The sequence below is a fragment of the Stutzerimonas stutzeri genome (genome assembly GCF_024448695.1).
Taxonomy (GTDB): Bacteria; Pseudomonadota; Gammaproteobacteria; order Pseudomonadales; family Pseudomonadaceae; genus Stutzerimonas; species Stutzerimonas stutzeri_T.
In genome coordinates this window covers 113,202-135,661 of the sequence record NZ_JAMOHY010000006.1, presented here as the reverse complement: position 1 = coordinate 135,661, position 22,460 = coordinate 113,202, and the positions used below count along the sequence as shown (strand labels likewise).

The 22,460-nt window shown below is 61.1% G+C and carries 15 protein-coding genes, 1 tRNA gene and 1 pseudogene; 6 read left to right on the top strand and 11 right to left on the bottom strand.

The annotated features are described in order from the left end of the window. Window positions 1-57 precede the first annotated feature (57 nt). The 5 genes and pseudogenes from NAV32_RS17680 to NAV32_RS08000 form a co-directional block, all read right to left on the bottom strand. A pseudogene (locus NAV32_RS17680) lies at window positions 58-1,427 on the bottom strand (putative bifunctional diguanylate cyclase/phosphodiesterase). Between the two features lie 1,234 nt (window positions 1,428-2,661). Then, a tRNA-Thr gene (locus tag NAV32_RS08015) sits at window positions 2,662-2,737 on the bottom strand. Window positions 2,738-2,819: 82 nt separating this feature from the next. After that, window positions 2,820-4,043 (bottom strand): methyltransferase, encoded by a 1,224-nt coding sequence (locus NAV32_RS08010; protein ID WP_256052276.1) that lies wholly within the window; start codon window positions 4,041-4,043, stop codon window positions 2,820-2,822. A 72-nt stretch (window positions 4,044-4,115) separates the two neighbouring features. After that, window positions 4,116-5,492: a TRAP transporter large permease gene (locus NAV32_RS08005; protein WP_256052275.1), complete on the bottom strand. Its 1,377-nt coding sequence runs from the start codon at window positions 5,490-5,492 to the stop codon at window positions 4,116-4,118. Further along, a complete protein-coding gene (locus NAV32_RS08000; RefSeq protein WP_256052274.1) occupies window positions 5,485-6,036 on the bottom strand; it encodes a TRAP transporter small permease subunit in 552 nt (183 codons plus the stop codon). Before NAV32_RS08000 ends, NAV32_RS08005 begins: the two co-directional genes overlap by 8 nt. A gap of 199 nt (window positions 6,037-6,235) precedes the next feature. On the opposite strand from NAV32_RS08000, the gene NAV32_RS07995 reads away from it, so the two are divergent. Further along, window positions 6,236-7,339, top strand: a complete 1,104-nt coding sequence (locus tag NAV32_RS07995; RefSeq protein ID WP_256052273.1) for a TRAP transporter substrate-binding protein — start codon at window positions 6,236-6,238, stop codon at window positions 7,337-7,339. 117 nt (window positions 7,340-7,456) lie between these two features. On the opposite strand, the gene NAV32_RS07990 is transcribed toward NAV32_RS07995, so the two are convergent. From NAV32_RS07990 to NAV32_RS07975, 4 genes are all read right to left on the bottom strand, one after another. After that, the gene (locus NAV32_RS07990) at window positions 7,457-7,879 is read right to left on the bottom strand and encodes an OsmC family protein (RefSeq protein WP_256052272.1); all 423 of its coding nucleotides are present in this window, start codon (window positions 7,877-7,879) and stop codon (window positions 7,457-7,459) included. Window positions 7,880-7,967: 88 nt separating this feature from the next. Beyond that, window positions 7,968-8,276: a DUF2388 domain-containing protein gene (locus NAV32_RS07985; protein ID WP_256052271.1), complete on the bottom strand. Its 309-nt coding sequence runs from the start codon at window positions 8,274-8,276 to the stop codon at window positions 7,968-7,970. A 60-nt stretch (window positions 8,277-8,336) separates the two neighbouring features. Further along, the gene (locus tag NAV32_RS07980) at window positions 8,337-11,405 is read right to left on the bottom strand and encodes a PAS domain-containing protein (protein WP_256052287.1); all 3,069 of its coding nucleotides are present in this window, start codon (window positions 11,403-11,405) and stop codon (window positions 8,337-8,339) included. Window positions 11,406-11,616: 211 nt separating this feature from the next. Next, entirely contained in the window at window positions 11,617-13,245 is a 1,629-nt protein-coding gene (locus tag NAV32_RS07975) for a L,D-transpeptidase family protein (RefSeq protein ID WP_256052270.1), read from the bottom strand. A gap of 233 nt (window positions 13,246-13,478) precedes the next feature. On the opposite strand from NAV32_RS07975, the gene NAV32_RS07970 reads away from it, so the two are divergent. After that, entirely contained in the window at window positions 13,479-14,186 is a 708-nt protein-coding gene (locus NAV32_RS07970) for a murein L,D-transpeptidase catalytic domain family protein (protein WP_256052269.1), read from the top strand. A 194-nt stretch (window positions 14,187-14,380) separates the two neighbouring features. On the opposite strand, the gene NAV32_RS07965 is transcribed toward NAV32_RS07970, so the two are convergent. Both NAV32_RS07965 and NAV32_RS07960 read right to left on the bottom strand, forming a co-directional pair. Further along, on the bottom strand, window positions 14,381-16,165 hold the full coding sequence (locus NAV32_RS07965) for a GspE/PulE family protein (protein WP_256052268.1): 1,785 nt from the start codon (window positions 16,163-16,165) through the stop codon (window positions 14,381-14,383). Between the two features lie 139 nt (window positions 16,166-16,304). Then, window positions 16,305-17,669, bottom strand: coding sequence for an inorganic triphosphatase (locus tag NAV32_RS07960; RefSeq protein ID WP_256052267.1), 1,365 nt, complete (start codon window positions 17,667-17,669; stop codon window positions 16,305-16,307). Between the two features lie 110 nt (window positions 17,670-17,779). On the opposite strand from NAV32_RS07960, the gene NAV32_RS07955 reads away from it, so the two are divergent. The 4 genes from NAV32_RS07955 to argA all read left to right on the top strand — a co-directional run bounded on the left by NAV32_RS07955 (window position 17,780) and on the right by argA (window position 22,433). Then, complete coding sequence (locus NAV32_RS07955) at window positions 17,780-18,457, top strand: TIGR00153 family protein (RefSeq protein ID WP_256052266.1); 678 nt, start codon at window positions 17,780-17,782, stop codon at window positions 18,455-18,457. Window positions 18,458-18,495: 38 nt separating this feature from the next. After that, on the top strand, window positions 18,496-19,761 hold the full coding sequence (locus NAV32_RS07950) for an inorganic phosphate transporter (RefSeq protein ID WP_256052265.1): 1,266 nt from the start codon (window positions 18,496-18,498) through the stop codon (window positions 19,759-19,761). A gap of 125 nt (window positions 19,762-19,886) precedes the next feature. Continuing rightward, a complete protein-coding gene (gene argE, locus NAV32_RS07945; protein WP_256052264.1) occupies window positions 19,887-21,044 on the top strand; it encodes an acetylornithine deacetylase in 1,158 nt (385 codons plus the stop codon). Between the two features lie 90 nt (window positions 21,045-21,134). Further along, on the top strand, window positions 21,135-22,433 hold the full coding sequence (gene argA, locus NAV32_RS07940) for an amino-acid N-acetyltransferase (protein ID WP_256052263.1): 1,299 nt from the start codon (window positions 21,135-21,137) through the stop codon (window positions 22,431-22,433). Window positions 22,434-22,460 lie beyond the last annotated feature (27 nt).

Sequence of the window (22,460 nt, the reverse complement as noted above, 5' to 3'; positions counted from 1 at the left end):
GCGTGGCAACAGAGCAACCTCAGGCTGGACCTGTTGGGGCGCTAATTGATGATTATTCTACTGTGTACTGAAGTGAGTGCCTGCTCTGGGTCCAGGCTTTGAAGCCTCGTTCTCAATATATAACTCAAGATCAGATATCGCCATCGGACGGGCAAACAGATAGCCTTGAAACAGATCACAGCCGCAATCTTCAAGCATCTGCCTCTGTTCCTCGGTTTCTACACCTTCCGCGAGAATAGCCATCTCGTAAATACGGCCAATATTGATGATGTTTTTACCATCTTCAAAGAGGTTTCGTCCGACAGAATATTGTTGACGAAGCTCTTATCTATTTTTAACTCGTCAATCGGTAGATTGCGAAGAATGCTGAGTGACGAATATCCGGTTCCGAAATCATCCAAAGCGATTCGGACTCCTGCCGAATGCAATTTTTGCAGAACGCCACGGACGTGATCGAGGTCTTCGATCAACAGGTTCTCCGTAATTTCCAGACACACAGCGTGCGCCGGCATGCCTGCGTCCAGTAGCTTCGCCAGCAAATAGTCTGCGAAGTCGGTCTCTGCGAACTGGCGCAGGGAGATATTGATCGATAGCTTGAAATGCATCTTGTAGCGTTGGCGAAGGGTCTGAATCTGGTTGAGTGATTGATCAACGATGTAGGCGCCGAGCTTGCCCATTCCGCCAGACTGTTCGGCTACGCCGATGAATTGGTCCGGCAGGATGAGTCCCAACTCGGGATGTTTCCAACGAACCAAGGCTTCAACGCCATGCAGCTGACCTGCGGCATCTAACTGGGGTTGGTAGGTCATGTAAATCTCACCGCGCTGCTCAGCGCCCCTGAGTAGCTGTTCAATCTTGAGCCGCTGCAAGTAATGCTGTTCCAGGCTGGGCTTGAAAATGGCGACGCTATTGCGCTTTTTCTTCGCCTCATACATGGCTATATCTGAAGCCCGAAGCAGTTCGTCCAGGCGGGTTCCATGTTCTGGAAAACGAGCGATGCCGATACTGCAGCCGGGGGAGAAGGTCATGTCGAAGGCGCAGACATTCTCACAGGCCTGGTAGATCAGTGCCGCTGCTCGTTGTTCGCTCTGCTCCAGGTCAGTGCCCGCTGTCAGCAGGACGAACTCGTCACCGCCATGGCGAACCAGTAACTCGTTATGGTTGGTGTTGGCTTTAAATCGTTTGGCAAGTTCAACAAGGATGCCATCGCCGACGGTATGGCCAAAGCTATCGTTGATACCCTTGAAACTATCCAGATCGATAAACAGAAGTGAGAATGCGGGTTTTTCATGCATCCACTCGTTAAAGGTGGAAGTCAGGTAGTTGCGGTTTGGTAGTTGGGTCAATGCATCATGGTTGGCCTGAAAGATCAGCTCCCCACGTCGGCCTTTCTCGATCCGGTCAATGTGACGGAATAGTAGATACATACTCACCGTGAACACCAACATAACCAGCAGGTAGCTGGCAAAGATATCCAGGAATTCTCTTATCAGGAAGGCATCTTCAATCTCCGAGATAAGCCAGAATTCATACCGGGGATGGTATATGGCCACACCTCGAACCATGCCGCGATCTTCCCCCGCATCCCAACGGAAACCGATCTGGGTGCGATCAGACAGGGCCATCGAAGAGGCAGGTTCAGAGAAATCCTGCAGAATCTGCATGAGATTCCCATAGGCCGGTTGGGCCATGGGCTGCTCGTGAAAGCCTTTGATCAGCTCATCACTGGTGGCGTACTGAACGTAGTGGTCGCGACTGCGAAGAATCGTTATGCGGTTGAAGTCCCCTAATACGTGACCATGAGCAAAGTAGCCGTCGGCGCCCGTGACGCTCAAGGCCCCAGTCATGACCCCGAGTACTTCGCCCTGGTTGTTTCGAATTGCCTTGCGCGCGGGAATAGCAAGGCGCGGGGCGAAATACGTGCGGCCAAGAACCATCTTGTCTGTTTCCAGGGCGTAGGCGAAGGAATCACGCACCTCGGGCGCATCGAGAATGTTGGTCACGCTGTTGTTGAGATTTGACGTGCGTTCCAGCACTTCACCCTGGGGTGAAATCAATGCGAACCCTGAAAAAAAATCCGGGTTCAGGTTCATCAGGTCGTCCAGCCGGGCCTGGAGATCTTCAGGTCTATTGGCCTCGCGCTTGAGCAGGTCTTCACCCATCAAGGTGAGGATGGCTTCCTGCTGTTCGAGAATTGACGAGAATGCCCCGAACCACTGAGCCGCCAGCCCTTGTTGGCTCACACGGTAATATTCGGTGAGGCTGTTCCAGCGCGAAATCGAAATGCTTACCAGCAGGACCGTGCTTGACAGCACGAGCAGGAAGAACAATAGCCAAATATTCTTTTTTAGGGCAGCCATTGATACTTGTTTCCGTTCTAGTCCGACCTGAAGTTGGCTCGCGGTTCGGCGGTTCCGGCAAAAGCAGCATAGGGGATCGACGATCGGGAATAAACAATTCCGTTCTGCCGGGGCTGACAAACGGGCTATTTCCCGATGGCGGTTCGCACGCGTGTGGCTGCTGGGCTGCGCCGGTCCTTTCACCACCCACTCGGTTTGCATTAAAAAACACGTAAAGCCCGGGTGGGACGTCAGAGCGTTGTGAAAGACGAAGGCTAGACGTTCAGAAACGACAAAGCCCCGCATTGCGGGGCTTTGAATATGGTGCCGGCACCAAGAGTCGAACTCGGGACCTACTGATTACAAGTCAGTTGCTCTACCAGCTGAGCTATACCGGCTAAATTATGGGCGCCATTATAGCGATTGGTTGCGGCGAGTAAACCTGTTTCTTTCCAGTTGGTTGCGTGGTGTTGTTGAGGCTTATGCGAGGGGGGTGTCGAGCTCGGCGATCAGCATGAGGTTGCGTGGCGTCAATGCGGTGGGGCAGAAGGTGCCGAGGCGCACCTGATAGCCGTTTTCGGCCAGCAGCAGGGCGCGGTCGAGCAGCAGCCAGTGCTCCAGCGGACGACGGAACAGACCGCGCAGCAGCTCCAGATTGCGGACTTCGGCGAGGCGCTGCCAGCCGCGTTGTTCCAGCTGCTGCCATGGCTCGGTCAGGGGGGCGGGGATGCCCTTGAGGGCAGCCAGGTCGCGGCAGTACTGCTCGAAGCTTTTCTTCAGCCAGGCGCTTGGCAGTGAAGGCGTTGGCAGGTAGCTGTCGTCATCACGCAGTTTGCGTTGCAGGAGGTCGAAGCCCAGCCGCCAGGCCATGGACTGGTCGCGCTGGCGGCGTTCGCGTGTGCCGGCGGTAACGGTTTCGCTGAGCGGAAGGCCCAGATCGTCGCGTGAAAGTATCAGCGATGATTGCCGGGCGGCACTGGAAAGCGGCTGATACTGCTCGGCCTGGATGCGGTTGTAGCAGCAGGGCGCCAGCGCAAGCTGTCGGCAGCCCTGGGTGATGGTCAGTTGTAGCAGACGAACGTGAAGATCGCCGCAGGCGTGCAGGGCGACCGGGGTTGAGACCGGGTCAAGCTGAGCGGCTGCCTCGGCGCTCATTACGTCCATTTGTATGTGGCTTGCGTCGATGCCCAGACGCAGGCTGAGTTGCGCGCCTGCATTGACCAGTGTCGGGTCCCATTCCAGGCAGGTCAGGGGCGTGCCGTTGCTTGCCAGCTGACGACCCAGATGGCCTTTGCCGGCACACCAGTCGAGCCAGTGGCGGGGGCGCTCGCGAAAGTCGAGTGCTGCGCTGAACGACTGGATCTGCAGCCATTTGCGTCCAGGTACGTCCGTGGCCTGGCGGGGATCACTGGCGGGTAGTGTTCGCATGGGCAGTTCGTCCACACGGGTCAATGCTGCCGCCTGCTCGGCCAGCGCCTGGAAGGGAGTCGGGGCCAAAAGTGCACCGGGATGATTGTGCGCGGCTTCGGCTGCTTCCAGAGAGCGGGCGCGCAGCCAGGCGGCCAGTTGCGGATGATCCGCTTCCCAGGGCAGTCGGATATGAGTGAAGGGACGGGGTCGCCACAGCGCCTGATACTGCACGAGAAACGTATCGAGCCGCTGAAAGCGTTCAGCGAGCTGCGCATGGCTGGCGGGGCTGGGCATGGATAAATCCGCGGATGGTCAGGCACTAGACTGAAAAGCGAGACGCCTGTCGAAACAGGCGTCTGCGTGCAGCTATTTACCGTAAACCTGCTCGGGTAGCCAGGTGACCAGGCCAGGGAACTGGTAAGCGATCACCAGCAGCAGGATCTGGATCAGGATGAAAGGGATCACACCCTTGTAGATGGTGCTGGTGGGCACCGATTTTGGTGTCACGCCGCGCAGGTAGAACAGGGCAAAGCCGAAGGGTGGCGTGAGGAAGGAGGTCTGCAGATTCAACGCAATCATTACGCCGAGCCATACCGGGTCCAGACCCATTGCAAGCAACACGGGACCGACGATTGGCACGACCACGAAGGTGATCTCGATGAAGTCCAGGATGAAGCCCAGCAGGAAGATGACCACCATGACCAGGAAGAAGGCGCCGAGCACGCCGCCTGGCAACTGGGCGAACACATCCTCGATCATGGCTTCGCCGCCGAAACCACGAAACACCAGCGAGAACAGCGATGCACCGATCAGGATCAGGAACACCATGGCGGTGATTTCGGTTGTGCCGTGCGCCACGTTACGCAGTTGGGTGAGGTTGAGTTTGCCTTTGTACAAGGCCAGCAGCATCGAGCCCACGGCACCCAGCGCTGCGGCTTCCGTGGGCGTTGCGTAGCCGGCGAGGATCGAGCCGAGCACGGCGCTGATCAGCAGTAGCGGCGGCACCAGGGCATTGATCAGCTTGCCCCATTCGATGGGGCCAAGCTCTTCCTGGGGCAGCGCTGGCAGTTTCTTGGGCTGCAGCACTGCGATCCCGATGATGTAGAGAATGTACAGGCCAACCAGCAGCAGGCCCGGCAGCAGCGCGCCGACGAACAGGTCGCCGACCGATACGGTCTTCGGCGAGAAGATACCCATTTTCAGCTGCGCCTGCTGGTAGGCGCTGGACATCACGTCGCCCAGCAGAACCAGCACGATGGAAGGCGGAATGATCTGCCCCAGGGTGCCGGTGGCGGCCAGGGTGCCGGTGGCAATTGCCGGGTCGTAGCCACGACGCAACATGGTCGGCAGGGCCAGCAGCCCCATGGTGACCACCGTCGCGCCAACGATGCCGGTACTGGCAGCCAGCAGCGCACCGACCACGCAGACGGAGATCGCCAGCCCGCCGCGCAGGGTGCCGAACAGACGTGACATGGATTCGAGCAGGTCTTCGGCGACCCGGCTCTTTTCCAGCATGACGCCCATGAACACGAACAGCGGAACGGCCAGCATTGTCTGGTTGTTCATGATGCCGAACAGACGGTTCGGCAGGGCGCTGAGGTAGCCACCGTCGAAGGTGCCGGTCAGTACGCCGAAGCCGGCGAATAGCAGCGAGACGCCACCCAGAGTAAAAGCCACCGGGTAGCCGCCCATCAGTGCCAGGCAGATGCAGGCGAACAACAGGATTGCCATCAATTCAGTCATGCTTCACCTCCGGTTCCGAGGTCGGCAGGCGACCGGCGAGAAGGTAGGCACCCTTGATCAGTTCAGAGAGGCCTTGCAGCGCCAGGCTGAGCACCAGAATCAGGATGATGCTCTTTTGCAGGTAGACGAATTTCAGGCCACCGGATTCGCTGGACGCTTCCAGCGTTGACCAGGAGTTGCTGACGTAATCCCAGCTGGCCCAGCCAAGAAACAGGCAGACGGGAAGCAGGAACAGCAAGGTGCCGAGCACTTCGACAAGGGCCTGATAGCGTGGGCTGAAACGCTGGTAGAAGATATCGACGCGGACATGGCCGTTGCGCTGCAGTGTCCAGGCGGCGGCGCCCATGAAGACCAGCGCGTGAGCATAGAGAACCGCTTCCTGAAGTGCGGTCGCGCCGATGCCGAAGCCGTAGCGCAACACCACCACGACCGTTGTGCCGAGCACCAGAAACAGAGTCAGCCAGGCGCAGACCTGGCCGAAGCGGGCGTTGAGGGTATCGATCAGACGGGCTAAAGCGAGCAAGGGAGGGGCATGTATCGACATGGTAGGTCCTTATTGTTATTGCCCTGAGCAGCCCGCGATTTTAGGCGCCGGTCAGACGGCATCGCAACTGACAGTATTCAGTAAATAGTCTGAACATCCGATTGCGAACTTGAGTGATGGATAGCCGTGTGATAGCTAGAATAATCTGGATGCAGGGTTCCGGTATCCAGTTCATTACAACAACAAAAGGGAGTTACCCATGAAACGACGTCAAATACTAGCCGCGGCCGGTGTCGGTTTGGCCGCGACGGCCCTGGCCGGTTGCAACAAGGAGGCCGAAACCGCTACCGGCAAGTCCGAAGCAGGCGCCAGTGCCGAAAAATTCACTTGGAAGATGGTGACTTCCTGGCCGAAGAACTTCCCCGGTGTAGGCGTCGGTGCTGAGCGCTTTGCCAGGCTGGTCAATGAAATGAGCGCGGGCCGACTGACGGTCAAGGTGTACGCTGCCGGCGAACTGGTTCCAGCGCTGGAAGTGTTCGATGCAGTATCCCGTGGCACCGCCGAGATGGGGCACGGTGCGCCGTACTACTGGAAAGGCAAGGTCCCGGCGGCGCAGTTCTTCTGTGCCCTGCCGTTCGGTCCCAATGCGCAGGAAATGAACGCCTGGTTGCATCGTGGCGGCGGCATGGAGCTCTGGGAGGAGGTCTACAAGCCGTTTGGCGTGCTGCCGATTGCCTGCGGTGCGACCGGCGTGCAGACAGCGGGCTGGTTCAACAAGGAAATCAATTCGGTTGATGACTTCCGCGGCCTGAAGATGCGCACACCCGGCCTGGGTGGCGAAGTGCTGACCAAGATGGGCGGAACAGTCGTGAACATGCCAGCCGGCGAGATCTTCACTGCCCTGCAAACCGGTGCGATTGATGCAACCGAGTGGATCGGACCCTATAACGATCTGGCCCTGGGCCTGCACAAGGCAGCGAAGTACTACTACACGCCGGGCTGGCAGGAGCCGAACGTAACCTTCGAGCTGGATATCAACCTCAAGGCTTGGGAAACCCTGCCGGACGACCTCAAAGCCATCGTTCGTGCCGCCGCTCGGGACGTCAACGGTGACATGCTTGACGATTACAACGCCAAGAACATGGAAGCTCTGGAGCAGTTGCGCGAACAGGGTGTCGAAGTTCGCCGCCTACCGGACGAAGTGCTGGCGCGGCTGAAGGAAGTTGCTGCCGAAGCAGTGGACGCCTCCGCTGCGGCCGATCCGGTTGCGAGCAAGGTGTGGGAGCAGCAGCGTGCCTATCTTCAGCGCCTGTATGACTATGCCGAGCTGAACGAGAAAGACATCTACAACATTCGCGGCTGATCGTTTGGCGAGATGCCCATGAACAAAAACGCCGCCACTGGCTGAACCCTGTGGCGGCGTTTTTGTTGCGCTTCAAATCCCGGCTCTGCCGGGTGGATCGGTGACGCGCGATTCACCCTACGCCAGGCTGGCAGTCAGGCTGATCCGGGCGTTGAGTACCTTGGAGACCGGGCAGCCTTCCTTCGCCTGATTGGCGATTTGCTGGAATTGCGTTTCATCGATGTCCGGTATTTGGGCTTCGAGTGTCAGCGCAATGGCGGTAATGGTGAAGCCTGAATCGTCCTGTTCAAGGGTCACTTCGGCACGGGTTGCGATACGTTCTGCGGTGAAGCCGGCCTGGCCGAGCATCAGCGACAGCGCCATCGAGAAGCAGCCGGCATGTGCTGCGCCAATCAGTTCCTCGGGGTTGGTGCCGGGGGCGCCTTCGAAACGGGTGTTGAAGCCGTAGGGGTTGTCCTTCAGCGCGCCGCTCTCGGTACTGATGGTTCCCTTGCCGCTTTTCAGGTCGCCCTGCCAAACAGCGGATGCGGTTTTTTTCATGATTCCTCCGGTTTCTTGTTGGGGTAGCGAGACGCGGCTGGTCCCTGATTAACAGGAGTCGAGTCTGCTGCTCGGATTCGCGTGTGGGCTAGAGTTGGTCTGCGGCAAGCAGCGCACGGGCGAGTTCCAGGTCGCTGGCGTGCAGTTGCGGTTGCTCGCTGCGCAGTTGCACCAGCGTGGCTTCGAGATAGGGGCCGCGAATGGCGCCGTCGCTGGCAACGAAACTGCTCGCATCTTCGCGGACGTTGGCCACCATCTTGTTGTCCTTGAAGGTCAGGTAGGTCGATCCGGTGGTCGCGCCAGAGGAAAGAATCTGGCGGACGAAGCCGCCATCTGCCATCGCCATGCCGAAGGGAATGCAGCTTATCGCCAGGGCAGCCAGTGATTTTCCACGCATGATGATTGTCTCCGTTTGGTCCTTGTTCAGAGACTGCCGGGCGACGGGCGTAGTTCCTGGCTATCCGTCGCGCCCTATCAGTTCGCTTACCTTGGCTGCAAGCGTGTCGATGCTGAAGGGCTTGGCGAGCATGTCCATTCCCGGTGCAAGGAACTCGTCACGGATTTCGGCATTGGGCGCGTAGCCGGTGATGAACAGCACCTTGAGATCCGGGCGATGCTGGCGCGCCATTTCCGCCAGTTGGCGACCATTGATACCAGGCAGGCCAATGTCGCTGAGCAAAAGATCGATGCGTTGATCACCTTCCAGATAGGGCAGCGCCGTGGTGCCATCCGGCGCTTCGAGCACCCGGTAGCCGAATTCCTCAAGCACCTCGATCACCAGCATGCGCACGGCCACTTCGTCTTCCACCACCAGTACGGTTTCGTCGGGGCAGGTCGATTGTGTGGCTGTGTCGCGCTTCTCTTGCTCCTTCTGTGGCTCAGGCTGCGTGTGGTTGCGTGGCAGGAACAGGGTAATCACCGTGCCCTGGCCAGGTGTGCTGTCAATGCGCACATGACCGCCGGTCTGCTTGATGAAGCCGTATACCATCGACAGTCCCAGGCCGGTGCCCTGGCCGATGGGCTTGGTGGTGAAGAAGGGATCGAAGGCTTTGGTGATCACCTCGGCCGGCATGCCGCAGCCGTTGTCGGCCACGCTGAGGGTGACGTAATCGCCTGGCTCAAGGCGGTCTGGCTGGGTATTGTCGATCTGCACGCAACCGGTCTGAATGAGCAGCCTGCCGCCCCCATTCATGGCATCGCGCGCGTTGATCACTAGATTGAGCAGAGAGTTTTCCAGCTGGTGAGCGTCGGTATAGGCCAGCCAGGGGTCGGCTTGCAGGCGGGTCTCGAAGATGATGTGTTCGGCCATGGTGCGGCGCAGCATGTCTTCCATCGATAGCACCAGCTGGTTGACGTCCACCGGCTTGGGGTCAAGCGACTGTCGGCGGGCAAACGCCAGCAGGCGGTGGGTCAGCGCGGCGGCTCGATTGGCCGAGCTGGTGGCCGCATCGACATACCGGTCGAGGTCGTTTACCCGACCGCTGGCGACCCGGCGCTGAATCAGCTCCAGCGCACCCAGCACACCGCTCAGCATGTTGTTGAAATCATGGGCCAGGCCGCCGGTCAGCTGACCGATGGCTTCCATCTTCTGGGCATGCCGCAGGGTTTCTTCGGCGCGTTCGCGTTCGTTCATCTCCAGGTGCAGGAGATGGTTGATGTCCGCCAGTTCACGGGTGCGTTCGGCGACACGCCGCTCCAGATTGTCGTTGAGTTCGCGCAGCGCCTCTTCGGCGCAGACCTGAGCGGTGATGTCGGTGCTGGTTCCGAACCAGTGCGTGACCTGGGCGAAATCATCGCGAATAGGCAGTGCGCGTGACAGGTACCAGCGGTACTGGCCGTCCTTGCCGCGCAGCGGGAAGGTTTCCTCCCAGATCGAGCCAATGGCCACGGCACGCTTTAGCGAGGCGCTGATCCGTTCATGGTGGTCCGGGTGGTTTACCGCGCGCCAACTCAGGGCGAGCATGGCTTCAAGCGTCGTGCCGGTATAGTCGTACCAGCGCTTGTTGTACCAGTAGATCTTCCCGTCCGGGTTCGCCATCCAGGCAAGCTGACTCATGTTGTCGGCGAGCGTGCGGAACTGTTCTTCGCTGGCGCGAAGCGCGCGTTCGGCACGGATACGTTCGTCAGCCGTCCAGGCGCGGTCGGCCACTTCGCGAATGAAGGTGATGTCCTCATCGGCCCAATGTCTGGGCCGATCCTGCAGAAGGATCAGGGCAGCGCTCAGCCGTCCCTGTTCCTGTAGCGGCACGCAGACCAGGCTCTGGATATGCCGCTGCCGCAACGCTGCAGCCTGGGAGGTGGTGCGATTGTCGTGCTGTACATCAGCGATCACCACCAGCTCATCGTTCTGCAGGTCGTCGATGAAGTCGCCGTAATCAGCGAAGCACAGGTCTTCGCTGTAATCGTCCAGTGCACCGTCGCTCCAGGAGCGCTCGACGGTGGCGAACTGGTAGCACGTGGGGAAGGTTAGGAAGGCGGTTCGGGAGACGTCCAGGGTTTGGCCCAGCGCCTGTACCGCTGCGTAGGCGATGGTGTTGCTGTCAGGCTGGCCGCGCAGCAGGTCACCCAGTTCCATGAGCACGGTCTGGCGCTGCTCGGCGCGCTGCCTTTCCCGGATCTGCTCTTCGAGCAGGGTATTCATGCTCAGCAGTTTCAGCGCCGCAGTGCGCTCGGCGGTGATGTCCCGTGCGGTTCCGAGCAGGCGGATCTTGCCGTCGGGGTCCAGCAGGCGGCGTCCCCGGTTGGTCAGCCAGCGGAACTTTTCGCCGGCGACATCGTAAACCCGGTAGTCGAGATTGAGTTCGCCTTCACCCTGGCCATCCAGGGCCTTGCGGAAGGCATCGAGCAGGGCGGGGCGGTCTTCGATGTGGATTCTGGCGAGAAATTCGTCGATGCTCAGCTCCGGTTCGTTCGGCGCGATGCCAGCGAGCGCCTTGAGCTGAGTGTCCCAGCGCAGGGTGTTGTCTTCGAGCTCATACTCCCAGACGCCGATGGAGGCGATTTCATTGGCCAGGCTGACACGCTGCTCGGCCTCCAGCAGGGCCTGGCTCGCCCGGTCCACGACACTGCGAAAATGTGCGCAGCCATTGTTCTGGTTGGTCGGGTCGAGTGCGTCGGGGCGGTGGCTCCGGCGCAGCTCCAGCAACGCCATGATCTGCCGCGCGAGTGTCTGCAGTTGTGCCTGCTGTTTCTCATTGAGCCGTTGTGGTTCGGTATCCAGCACGCACAGTGCGCCCAGAGGCAATCCATCAGGGGTATGTAGCGGTGCCGCAGCATAAAAGCCCGACATCTGCTTGGCCTGAGGATCGTCTGCAAGGTTTTCAATGATCAGGAGGGGTGGGTGCTCCATCGCCCTGGCACAGAGTGTGGTGGCGTAGGCATGGCCGTCACTTTCGAGATTGTGCGAAGCCCTGATCCACTGGCGCTCGCCATCGTCGAAAACAATGGCGGCGCTGGCGGTGTGGCACAGCTCGGCAGCCAGCGACACCAGATCGTCGAATGCCGCTGCGTCGGGCGCATCGAGCATGCGGTAGTCGGTCAGCGCTGCCTGCCGTCCGGTTTCGTCCCTGCGAATGGTGCGGTTTTCGTCGTTCAAGATTTCTGCTCGTCTGTCCATGTCGGCAAAATCATGGGTCGTCCTCAGCGGCCTGCACCGGTGCGCAAGATGCTCGGGACGGGCTTGGTACCAGTAAACTCCGGTCTATGGCGGTCTGCCAGAACCGTCGGTCTGGTCATCGTCAGGGTATCGCTGATCGATCCGCGGCTCGCAGTGCGGCAAGCAGGTTGCGGTCACGCTGGTAGATGTCGGGGCGATAGCGTGGCTGGCCGGCACTGTCGGCTTCGGCTGTCCAGTAGGCGAGCAGTATCGGCATCGGTTGGCTCAAGCGAAATTCGTACGTCTTGCCCGTTTCAAGCAACTGCTCGAAGCGTACGTGCTCGGTGTCGGCCAGCAGCAGATCGATCAACTGCATCACCGATTCGACCCTGACGCAGCCGGAGCTGAAGGCCCGCTGTGAGCGGGCGAACAGGCTCTGGCTTGGTGTGTCGTGCAGGTAGATTGAAAAGGGATTGGCGAAGCGGATTGCCACCCGTCCAAGCGAATTGTCCGGCCCTGCTGCCTGGCGCAGAAGAATGTTGCCAGGATTGCGCCAGTCGATCAGCTGCGGGTCGAGCGGGTTGCCCTGGTGATCAAGGACTTGCAGGCCCTGTTGGGCGAGATAGTCAAGATTTTCACGAATCTTCGGCAGCTTGTCCTCGCGCATGATGGTTGGCGGTACTGTCCAGGTCGGGTTTAGCGTGAGGCGGGTGACGCTGGACTTGATCGCCGGTGTTTGTCGGGTGCTGCGTCCGACCTGAGCGCGGGTTTCCCACAATGGCTGGCCTTGATGAATGTGGATGACGCGCCCGCCGGCGATATCCACCAGCAGCGACTGTGCCTCGATATCGCGGGCAAACCAGCGAAAACGTTCCAGGTTCACCCTGAGCTGGCCCAGTCGCTCGTCCCGTGTGGCATTCAGCATGGCGAGTGTTTCGGCGCCCAGTATGCCGTCGTCCTGGAGTCCGTGATGGCGCTGGAAGGACTTCAGTGCCGCCTCGTCGGAAGCGTTGTAACGATTGTCTGCAGCGTCCGCGGTCCAGGCTGTATCCACCAGGTGGCCGTCATCGCTCAAGCGCTGCCGCAGCAGTGGCAGGCGCGGGTCCGACATGCCGGGACGCAGGGTATTGCCGGAAGGGATGGCCAGGGGCTCGGGTTGCTCGTCGGTACGCAGCTGGGCATAGGCCTTGCGCAGATTGCGGTACTGCTCCAGGGCGGGGCGTGCCTTGTCGAATGCCAGTTGTGGTGATGCCTGTTCCAGCGCCTGGGAGGCAATCTCCAGCAGGCGGGTGTTTTCCTGCTGCTGTTGCACGGCGCCTGGGCCGCGCCAGATCGGCTCTAGACGCTCCTGTGAGAGGCGACCCTGAGCCAGATGCCGCAGCGCCAGAAGATAACCGTGGCTGGCGAGCAGGTCGCTGCACTCGCGCTGCAAGGGTTCTGCAGTGGCGGTCTGCAGCGCGCGGCGAATGGTTTCGGGGTGATAGGTGGCGGGCTCCAGCCCGTCATCGGCCAGTGCATCGAGTTGAATCAACAACTGGTCGAGTTGCTCATAGGCAGTCCACAGCGGCTCAAAATGATGTTGCCGATAGAGTGCGAGCAGCTGTTCCCGAGCCTGTTGATCGATATCGGACAGCGGTTTTGCGCAAGCCTCCGGGAGCCTTTGCAGTGCTTCATACAGGGGGGCAGGTTGCTCGTTAACCGGCTCTGCGCATGCCAGCAAGGGCGCCAGCAACAGCGGGGCGAGCAGACGAAATGCGTGTTTTTTGTACAAGGCTTCACTCCAGATTATCCCGCCGACTGCTAGACTGCGCCGCTAAACCGGCTGCGGCGCCTGGGAAAAGCAGGCCCCTTCAGGTCATTACAACATGCTCTGTCAGACGCTCCCGGCGTGCTTTCTGCCTCGTCTGACCTGATTCGCTACTCCCTACTGGGGCTTGGTAGCAAGTATAGGCGCCGGCCTGACGGGAGACCGTCGGCATTGGCACCGGATGAGGTATTTAGCACATGATGACTACGCTTCGGCACCTGTGCCTTGCCGCCGGCCTGTTTCTGTTTGCGCCGCTGGTTTCCGCCAGTCCCTCCTACCAGCCCTTGCTGAACGATCTGTCGCGAGTGGCACCCACTCTGGATACCCAGGTTCTGACCCACGCCGTGGCTGCCATGAAGTGCGCCGTGAACAATGGCGCCAGGCCAGCACAGCGGCTGGCGGTGATCGATTTTTCTCTGCCTTCCTCGGAGCGTCGGCTGTGGATTTTCGATCTGCGACAGCGTCGTCTGCTGCTGGAGGATTTCGTTGCCCACGGACAGAAGTCCGGTGAAAACCAGGCCACGCAATTTTCCAACGTGGTCGGCAGTCACCAGTCGAGCATCGGCCTGTTCCGTACGTCTGAAAGCTATACCGGCAAGCATGGCTACTCACTGCGCATGGATGGCCTGGAGCCTGGCGTCAATGATCGTGCCCGCGAGCGCGCGATCGTCATTCATCCGGCGGACTACGTTAATCCCGCCTGGATCACTACCCAGGGGCGCATCGGTCGTAGCCAGGGCTGCCCCGCAGTGCGCCCGGAAGTGGCGCGCATGGTGGTCGATAGCCTCAAGGGCGGCCAGTTCATGTTTTCCTGGTATCCCGATCAGGACTGGCTGCAGTCGTCGGCCTATCTGAATTGCGAGCCTTCGCGCGTGGCGGGGATATTGGCGGCGCGGCAGGGCTGACTCGGCGGCAAGCAGCGTAGTGCCGAACGTGTTCGGCTTTCGCATGTCGGCCGAATGAATTCGGCCCAGAGCGGGTTTATCGCGAACGAAACGTAGGGTGGATCACGCTTCACCGATCCACCGGGTGGCGATCCACCGGGTGCGGAGTATTGGTGGATGTAAAAAGCGACATCCACCCTACAATCGCCTCCAGCCTATTTCTGCTCGCTCTGCGGCGTCACCCGCAGCACTTCCTCAAGCGTGGTCAGTCCAGCCGTGATCTTCTGCGCGCCGGACAGGCGCAGGCTGTGCATGCCGTCCTTGAAGGCCTGGCGGCGCAGGGCGACGAGGTCCGTGTCGGCGGTGATCAGCGGCTTGATGGCATCGTTGAGCAGCATGATTTCGTAGACCCCCGCGCGGCCCCGATAGCCCGTGTCCCGGCATTCGATGCAGCCCACCGCCTGCTGTGCATGGCTCGGCAGCGGCGCATTCCATGGCCTGGTCAGTGCTTGCCAGTCATCGGCGTCCAACTGCACGGGCGCCTTGCAATGCGGGCACAGCGTGCGCACCAGGCGCTGGGCCATTACGCCCAGCAATGTCGCGCGCAACAGGTAATGCGGTACGCCCAGTTCCAGCAGGCGGGTGATGGCACTGGGCGCGTCGTTGGTGTGCAGGGTGGAGAGCACCAGATGGCCGGTCAGCGCCGCCTGTATGGCCATCTCCGCGGTCTCCAGATCGCGGATCTCGCCGACCATGATGATGTCCGGGTCCTGGCGCATCAGCGCGCGTACGCCGCTGGCGAAGGTCAGCTCGATGTTGTGCTGCACCTGCATCTGGTTGAAGGCGCCCTCGATCATCTCGATCGGGTCTTCGATGGTGCAGACATTCACTTCCGGCGTCGCCAGCTGCTTGAGCGTGGTGTAGAGCGTAGTGGTCTTGCCCGAGCCGGTGGGGCCGGTGACCAGGATGATGCCGTTCGGCTGGCCGGTCATGCTCTGCCAGCGGCGCAGGTCTTCGGCGGAGAAGCCCAACTGGTCGAAGCCCTTGAGTAGCACTTCCGGGTCGAAGATACGCATCACCATCTTTTCGCCGAAGGCCGTCGGCAGGGTCGACAGACGCAGCTCGACTTCGCCGCCGTCCGGCGTCTTGGTCTTGACCCGGCCATCCTGCGGTTTGCGCTTCTCGGCGACGTTCATCCGGCCCAGGGATTTCAGCCGGCTGACCACTGCCATCGTCACCTGTGGCGGGAACTGATAGACGTTGTGCAGTACGCCGTCGATGCGAAAGCGCACCGTGCCCTGCTCGCGACGCGGCTCGATGTGAATGTCGCTGGCGCGCTGGTCGAAGGCGTACTGGAACAGCCAGTCGACGATGTTGATGATGTGCGAGTCGTTGGCGTCAGGCTCCTGATCGCTGGCGCCAAGGTTGAGCAGTTGCTCGAAATTGCCGGTGCCGCTGATTTTCTGATCTGTCGCGGTGGCGCCACTGACCGACTTGGCCAGCCGGTAGAACTCCACGGTGAAGCGCTGCAGCTCCACCGGATTGGCCACTACCCGCTTGATCGACCGCTTGAGCACATGGGTCAGATTGGCTTCCCAGCTGTTCACGAACGGCTGGGCGCTGGCGATAGTCACGCTCTGGGTATCCACCGCCACGGCGAGAATCTTGTGGCGCTGGGCAAAGGCGTAGGACATCAGCGGTGTGATGGCCGCGACGTTGATCTTCAGCGGATCGATGCGCAGGTAAGGCTGGCCGGCCTGTTCGGCGAGCCAGACGGTCAGGGTTTCCAGGTCCAGCTTCTTGCCCGGACGGATCAGGTCATCCAGTTGCTGCGCAGCAAGAAATTCCAGCGGATGCTGCTGGCTGGCCGCCGTATTGCGGCGCAGCGTCAGACACTGCTCGGCAGTTTCCTGCAGGAGCCGGCCCTGCGCCACCAGATCGCGCAGCAGCTCGTTGAGGTCGAGGAAGCGATCAGCAGCAGACGGGGCGAAGACGGACATCAAGAACTCCTGGGAAAGCCGATGTAGGGTGGATGTCGCTTTTTACATCCACCGTGACGCCGACGGGTGGGATGCCACTCGGTGGATTGCCACCCCGTGGATCGGTGAAGCGTGATCCACCCTACGCTTGGCTCGCAGCTTACTTCGTCAGCATCTTCCAGGCTTTGAGCGTCCACACAGTACGTGCCTGTTCGACACGCGCATCGAGCACGTCTTCGCTCAGGGGTTGCTGCGCCAGCTCGTAGAGTTTGGACAGCTCGCCATAGAGGCGGTCGGTTTCGGGCACGTCCAGCACCGTACGCGCCAACCGTAGCCAGACCAGCAGGCGCTCCATGCGCGGGCGTTGCTCGGCAAGGTCTTCCGGTTGCTGCTGATAGCGCAGCAACTGCAGCGCCACGGCTTCTTCGGCCAGCTGGCGTGGCAGCCATTTGCCCAGCTCGGCAGCGCCCTGGCGCTCGCCGCGATTGTTGCGCGCAGAGGTCCAGCCCCGTTGCCACAGCCATAACGAAGTCTTCAGCGAAAACAGGCCCCAGCGCGGCTGATCGAGTTCGGTGGCGAATTCGCCGGGTGCTTGCTGGCGGATCGTTTCGTCATCCTGACCGGCTTCGATACGCGGGCGCCAGTCGCCGATCAGCGCGTCCAGCCGTTCGCGCAGTTCACGGCTGCTGGCGCGCGGTGCGGCCTGGCCGAGGCTGCCGAGCAGGGCGCGCAGGTCGATCAGTTGCTGCAGCCACTGGCCGAGCAGTTTCCAGTGGCCGTTGAAGCGGTACTGCTCGGCCAGGCGCTGGCTGTTGCCCAGCAGGTGCCAGGCCAGCGCGGCGAGGGCGTCGTCCAGCGCCATGCTTGCCTCAAGGGCCGGTGCGGGCAGGCTCAGCGCATAGCTGTCAGCGTCGTGCAGGCGATAACCGCGTTCGGCCTTGCTGATGTCGCAGGGCATCAGCGGCAGGTCGGCGGCCAGTTCGCTGGCCAGCTCCAGCAGCGCTTCGGGCTCGCCCTGGCGCAGTTCCAGTTCCAGCTCGCAGATTTCCTCGGCGTGCTTGCCGATCAGCACCTGGCCCAGGTCCAGCGCCGCTTCGATCACGACCCTGGCCTTGCCGCGGCCCCAGGCGATCTCGGCCTTTTCGCGGACGAAGTCGGTGGTGAAGATCGGTTTGAGGGTTTTCTTGTCCAGTTCGGCGAGTGCCGCCGGCCAGCAGTCGTCGGTGAGCTTCTTCGGGTCCAACTTGGCCTTGTCCAGATACCAGTCCCACTCGTTGCGCTCGGACAGGCCGGCTACGCTCTGGCCACGGCTCTTCAGCGTCTGGATGAACTGATCGCCGTCGCGGCGCAGGCGCAGCGCGACTTTCGCCTGAGCCAATTCACGCCCGGGCGTGTCGTAGTACTGATTGAACAGTTCGTGGCGCTGCCAGCCGCTCTTGTTGCGTTTCTTCAGCAACGGGTGGTCACGCAGCGCCGCCAGGGTGTCGCGACTGACGCGCAGTTTGATTTCGGTTTCTTTCTGCATGATGCCGATCAATGCCTATAGCAAGTTTGTGTTACAGCTTGATGGCATACGGTAGCAGGCGCGATAGCCTGTCCGTATACTTGCCGCCTTCTGAAGCCGGGGTATTCCCTATGCCAATCAATCCATTCGTCAGCCTGTTCGGGCGCTCGCCCATCGGCCCGATGCAGCAGCACATGGCCAAGTCCCATGAATGTGCCGCCAACCTGGTGCCCCTGTTTCAGGCGATCACGGAAGAAGACTGGGAGCGGGTCGAGCAGATCCAGAAAGAGATGGCGCGCCTGGAAAACGAGGCCGACAAGCTCAAGAAGAGCGTTCGCCAGCATCTGCCCAAGAGCCTGTTCCTGCCGGTCCCGCGCTCCGATCTGCTGGAGTTGCTGAGTGTACAGGACAAGATCGCCAACCGCGCCAAGGACATCGCCGGCCTGATGCTGGGCCGCTGCATGACGATTCCGGAGCAGCTGCAGCCGCTGATGCTGGCCTACGTACAGCGCTGTGTCGATGCTAGTGCACAGGCCCTCAAGGCCCTCAAGGAGCTTGATTCGCTGCTGGAAACCGGTTTCAGCGGACGTGAGGCCACCCTTGTCGAAGGCATGGTCGAAGAACTCGAAGAGATCGAGCGCGAAACCGATCGCATGCAGATCAAGGTGCGTCGCGAGCTGTTCAAGCTGGAGCGCGAATTGCCACCGGTGGACGTCATTTTCCTCTACAAGATCATCGAATGGATTGGTGATGTGGCCGACCGTGCCGAGCGCGTCGGTAATCGACTGGAACAACTGCTGGCGCGCTAAGGCGCCAGCGTCCTTTCTGGGTTCAACAGGTAATTTTTATGTCATTTATCGCGGATTACGGCCTCGTACTCCTGGTGCTCGCCTGCCTGTTCGGTTTTTTCATGGCCTGGGGCGTCGGCGCCAATGACGTGGCCAACGCCATGGGCACCTCGGTGGGCTCGCGTGCGCTGACTATCAAACAGGCGATCCTGATCGCCATGGTCTTCGAGTTCTGCGGCGCGTACCTGGCCGGCGGCGAAGTGACCGAAACCATCAAGAGCGGCATTGTTGACGCCTCGATGATTACCCCCGACCTGATGGTGCTGGGGATGATGTCCGCTCTGCTGGCCGCCGGCACCTGGCTGCTGATCGCGTCAATCAAGGGCTGGCCGGTCTCTACCACCCACTCCATCGTCGGCGCGGTGATCGGTTTCGCAGCCGTGGGCGTTTCCGTGGATGCGGTCAACTGGGGAGGGGTCGGTCCGATCGTTGCCAGCTGGGTTGTCTCGCCCATGCTCTCCGGCACCATTGCCTTCGGTCTGTTCATAAGCGTGCAGCGACTGATCATCGACACCGATGACCCGTTCCGCAATGCCAAGCGCTTCGTTCCGCTGTACATGTTCGTTACCGGTTTCATGATTTCCCTGATGACGGTAACCAAGGGGCTCAAGCACGTCGGCCTGAACCTCAGCGGGGGCGAGGGCCTGCTGCTCGCCCTTGCCATCGGTGCGCTGGTCATGCTGCTCGGCATCGCGTTGCTCAGCCGTATCCAGGTCGATGTCGAGGCGGACAAGAGCTTCCACTTCGCCAGCGTAGAGAAGGTCTTCGCTGTGCTGATGATCTTCACCGCCTGCTCCATGGCCTTTGCCCATGGCTCGAACGATGTTGCCAACGCAGTAGGCCCGCTGGCGGCCATCGTCGGTGTCATCCAGAGTGGCGGTGAAGCCGTTGCCGGAGAGAAGTCGCTTGTACCGGGCTGGATCCTGCTGCTGGGTGCGGTCGGCATCGTTATCGGCCTGGCCACCTACGGGTACAAGGTGATCGCCACCATCGGCAAGCAGATCACCGAGCTGACGCCAAGCCGCGGTTTTGCTGCCGAACTGGCCACCGCCACCACGGTGGTCAGTGCATCGGCCATCGGCCTACCGGTTTCCACCACGCATACGCTGGTCGGCGCTGTGCTCGGGGTGGGAATCGCCCGTGGTATCGGCGCGCTGAATTTGGGTGTGATTGGCAAGATCTTCATGTCCTGGCTGGTCACGCTGCCGGTCGGTGCGGGCCTGGCTATCGTGTTCTTCCTGATCCTGCGCGCTATTTTCATCTGACGGCTGCAGGTCACCGATGCGAAGCGCCCCGTCGATCTGACGGGGCGTTTTTGTTTGTGGGTCCCGGCGCGATGCGTTTCATGTTTCACTGCGCATTCTGTCCGATTGCATCACGGAGGTAGCCGGTGCCCATTCCCTCGCTCAAGGAACAGTTTGCAGCGCTCGTCGCAGCGCCCTCGGTCAGCTGTACCCAGCCTAGCTGGGATCAGAGCAATCGCCCGGTGATCGAGCTGCTGGCGGCCTGGCTTGGCGAATTGGGGTTTGCCTGCGAGACGCAGGAAATTGCGCCCGGCAAGTTCAATCTGCTCGCCAGCTACGGCAGCGGTCCCGGCGGGCTGGTGCTGGCCGGGCACAGCGACACTGTGCCCTTCGACGCCGAGCTGTGGAAGTCCGACCCGTTGCAATTGCGCGAAGCGGACGACCGCTGGTACGGCCTGGGCAGCTGCGACATGAAAGGCTTCTTCGCCCTGGTTATCGAAGCGGTGCTGCCGCTGCTCGACCAGCCGTTCAGGCAGCCGCTGCTGATTCTGGCCACCTGCGACGAGGAAAGCTCCATGTCCGGCGCCCGTGCGCTGGCCGAAGCCGGTCGACCGCTGGGGCGCGCCGCAGTGATCGGCGAACCCACTGGTTTGCGCCCGGTGCGACTGCACAAGGGCATCATGATGGAGGGCATCAGTATCCAGGGGCAGAGTGGCCATTCATCCAACCCCGCATACGGTCATAACGCGCTGGAAGCGATGCACGCAGCCATGGGCGAGCTGCTGACGCTGCGCCAGCAATGGCAGCGTGAATACAACAACCCGCTGTTTGACGTTTCCGTGCCGACACTCAATCTCGGCTGTATTCATGGCGGCGACAACCCCAACCGTATCTGCGGCCAGTGTGCGCTGGAGTTTGACCTGCGTCCGCTACCCGGCATGGAGCCCGAGCAGCTGCGCGCTGCCATTCGCCAACGTTTGCAGCCGCTGGCCGAGCTGCATCAGGTGCAGATCGAGCTGGCGCCGCTGTTCCCCAGCGTGCCAGCCTTCGAGCAGGCCGCAGGGGGCGAGCTGGTTACGCTCGCCGAACGCCTGACCGGGCATGTGGCCGAAGCAGTGGCGTTCGCTACCGAAGCGCCTTATCTTCAGCAGCTTGGCTGCGAGACCATCGTTCTCGGCCCGGGCGACATCGCCTGTGCGCATCAGCCGGACGAATACCTTGATCTGGCCCGTATCGAACCCACCGTGAGGCTGTTGCGCAGCATGATCGATCACTATTGCCTGCAGCCGGCGAGCCGAGGATAGGGGCAGATTCCGCTAGGAAATCTGCTCCGCAATCCCTCGAACCCAACCCGGCTCCCGGATCAAAAAAGCTGCTACCCGAAGGCTTCTGCAATGCACGACTACGTCACCTGGCTTCGCGACTCCTCGCCTTATATCAACGCGCACCGTGACCGCACTTTCGTGGTCATGTTGCCGGGCGACGGCCTGGAACATCCCAATTTCGCCAACATCGTCCATGACCTGGTGCTGTTGCACAGCCTTGGTGTGCGTCTGGTACTGGGGTTTGGCTCGCGCCCGCAGATCGAGACGCGACTGGCCACCCGCGGCATCGAACCGCATGTTCATCGGGGCCTGCGGATTACCGATTCCGCCGCCCTGGAATGCGTGATAGATGCCGTCGGACATGTGCGCATCGCGCTCGAAGCACGGTTGTCGATGGATATGGCTGCCTCGCCCATGCAGGGCGCACGGCTGCGCGTGGCCAGCGGCAACTTCGTCACTGCACGGCCCATCGGCGTGGTCGAGGGGGTCGATTACCAGCACACCGGCGAGGTGCGACGCATCGACCGCAAAGGCATCGGTCGCCTGCTGGACGAGCGCACCATCGTGCTGCTTTCGCCGCTGGGCTACTCGCCAACCGGGGAAATCTTCAACCTGTCCTGTGAAGACGTTGCCACTCGCGCCGCCATCGACCTGCAGGCCGACAAGCTGGTCCTCTACGGTGCCGAGCGCGGCTTGCTGGATGAGAACGGCAATCTGGTGCGTGAGTTGCGCCCGCCGCAGATCCCCGCCCATGTCGGGCGTTTGGGTGGCGATTATCAGGCCGAACTGCTGGATGCCGCCGCACAGGCCTGCCGCGGCGGGGTACGGCGCAGCCATCTGGTCAGCTATGCCGATGACGGTGCGTTGCTCAATGAGCTGTTCACCCGCAATGGCGCCGGCACCATGGTCTCCCAGGAGCAGTTCGAGCAGCTGCGCGAAGCGACCATTGAGGATGTGGGTGGGCTGATAGACCTGATCACGCCTCTGGAAGAGCAGGGCATTCTGGTGCGTCGTTCGCGGGATGTGCTGGAGCGCGAGGTCGAGCAATTCAGCATCGTCGAGCGCGACGGGCTGATCATCGCCTGCGCCGCGCTGTATCCCATCCCCGATTCGGATTGGGGTGAGCTGGCCTGCCTGGCGGTCAACCCCGAATATCGCCACGGAGGTCGCGGCGACGAGTTGCTCGAACGTATCGAAGCGCGTGCGCGCAAGCTGGGGCTGAAGACGCTCTTCGTGCTCACCACACGCACTGCCCACTGGTTCCGCGAGCGCGGCTTCGAGCCCAGCGGCGTCGAACGTTTGCCAGCGGCGCGAGCCTCGCTGTACAACTTCCAGCGCCAATCCAAGGTGTTCGAGAAGAAGTTGTAAGACGATAAAAACGCTGCAGGCTGTAGG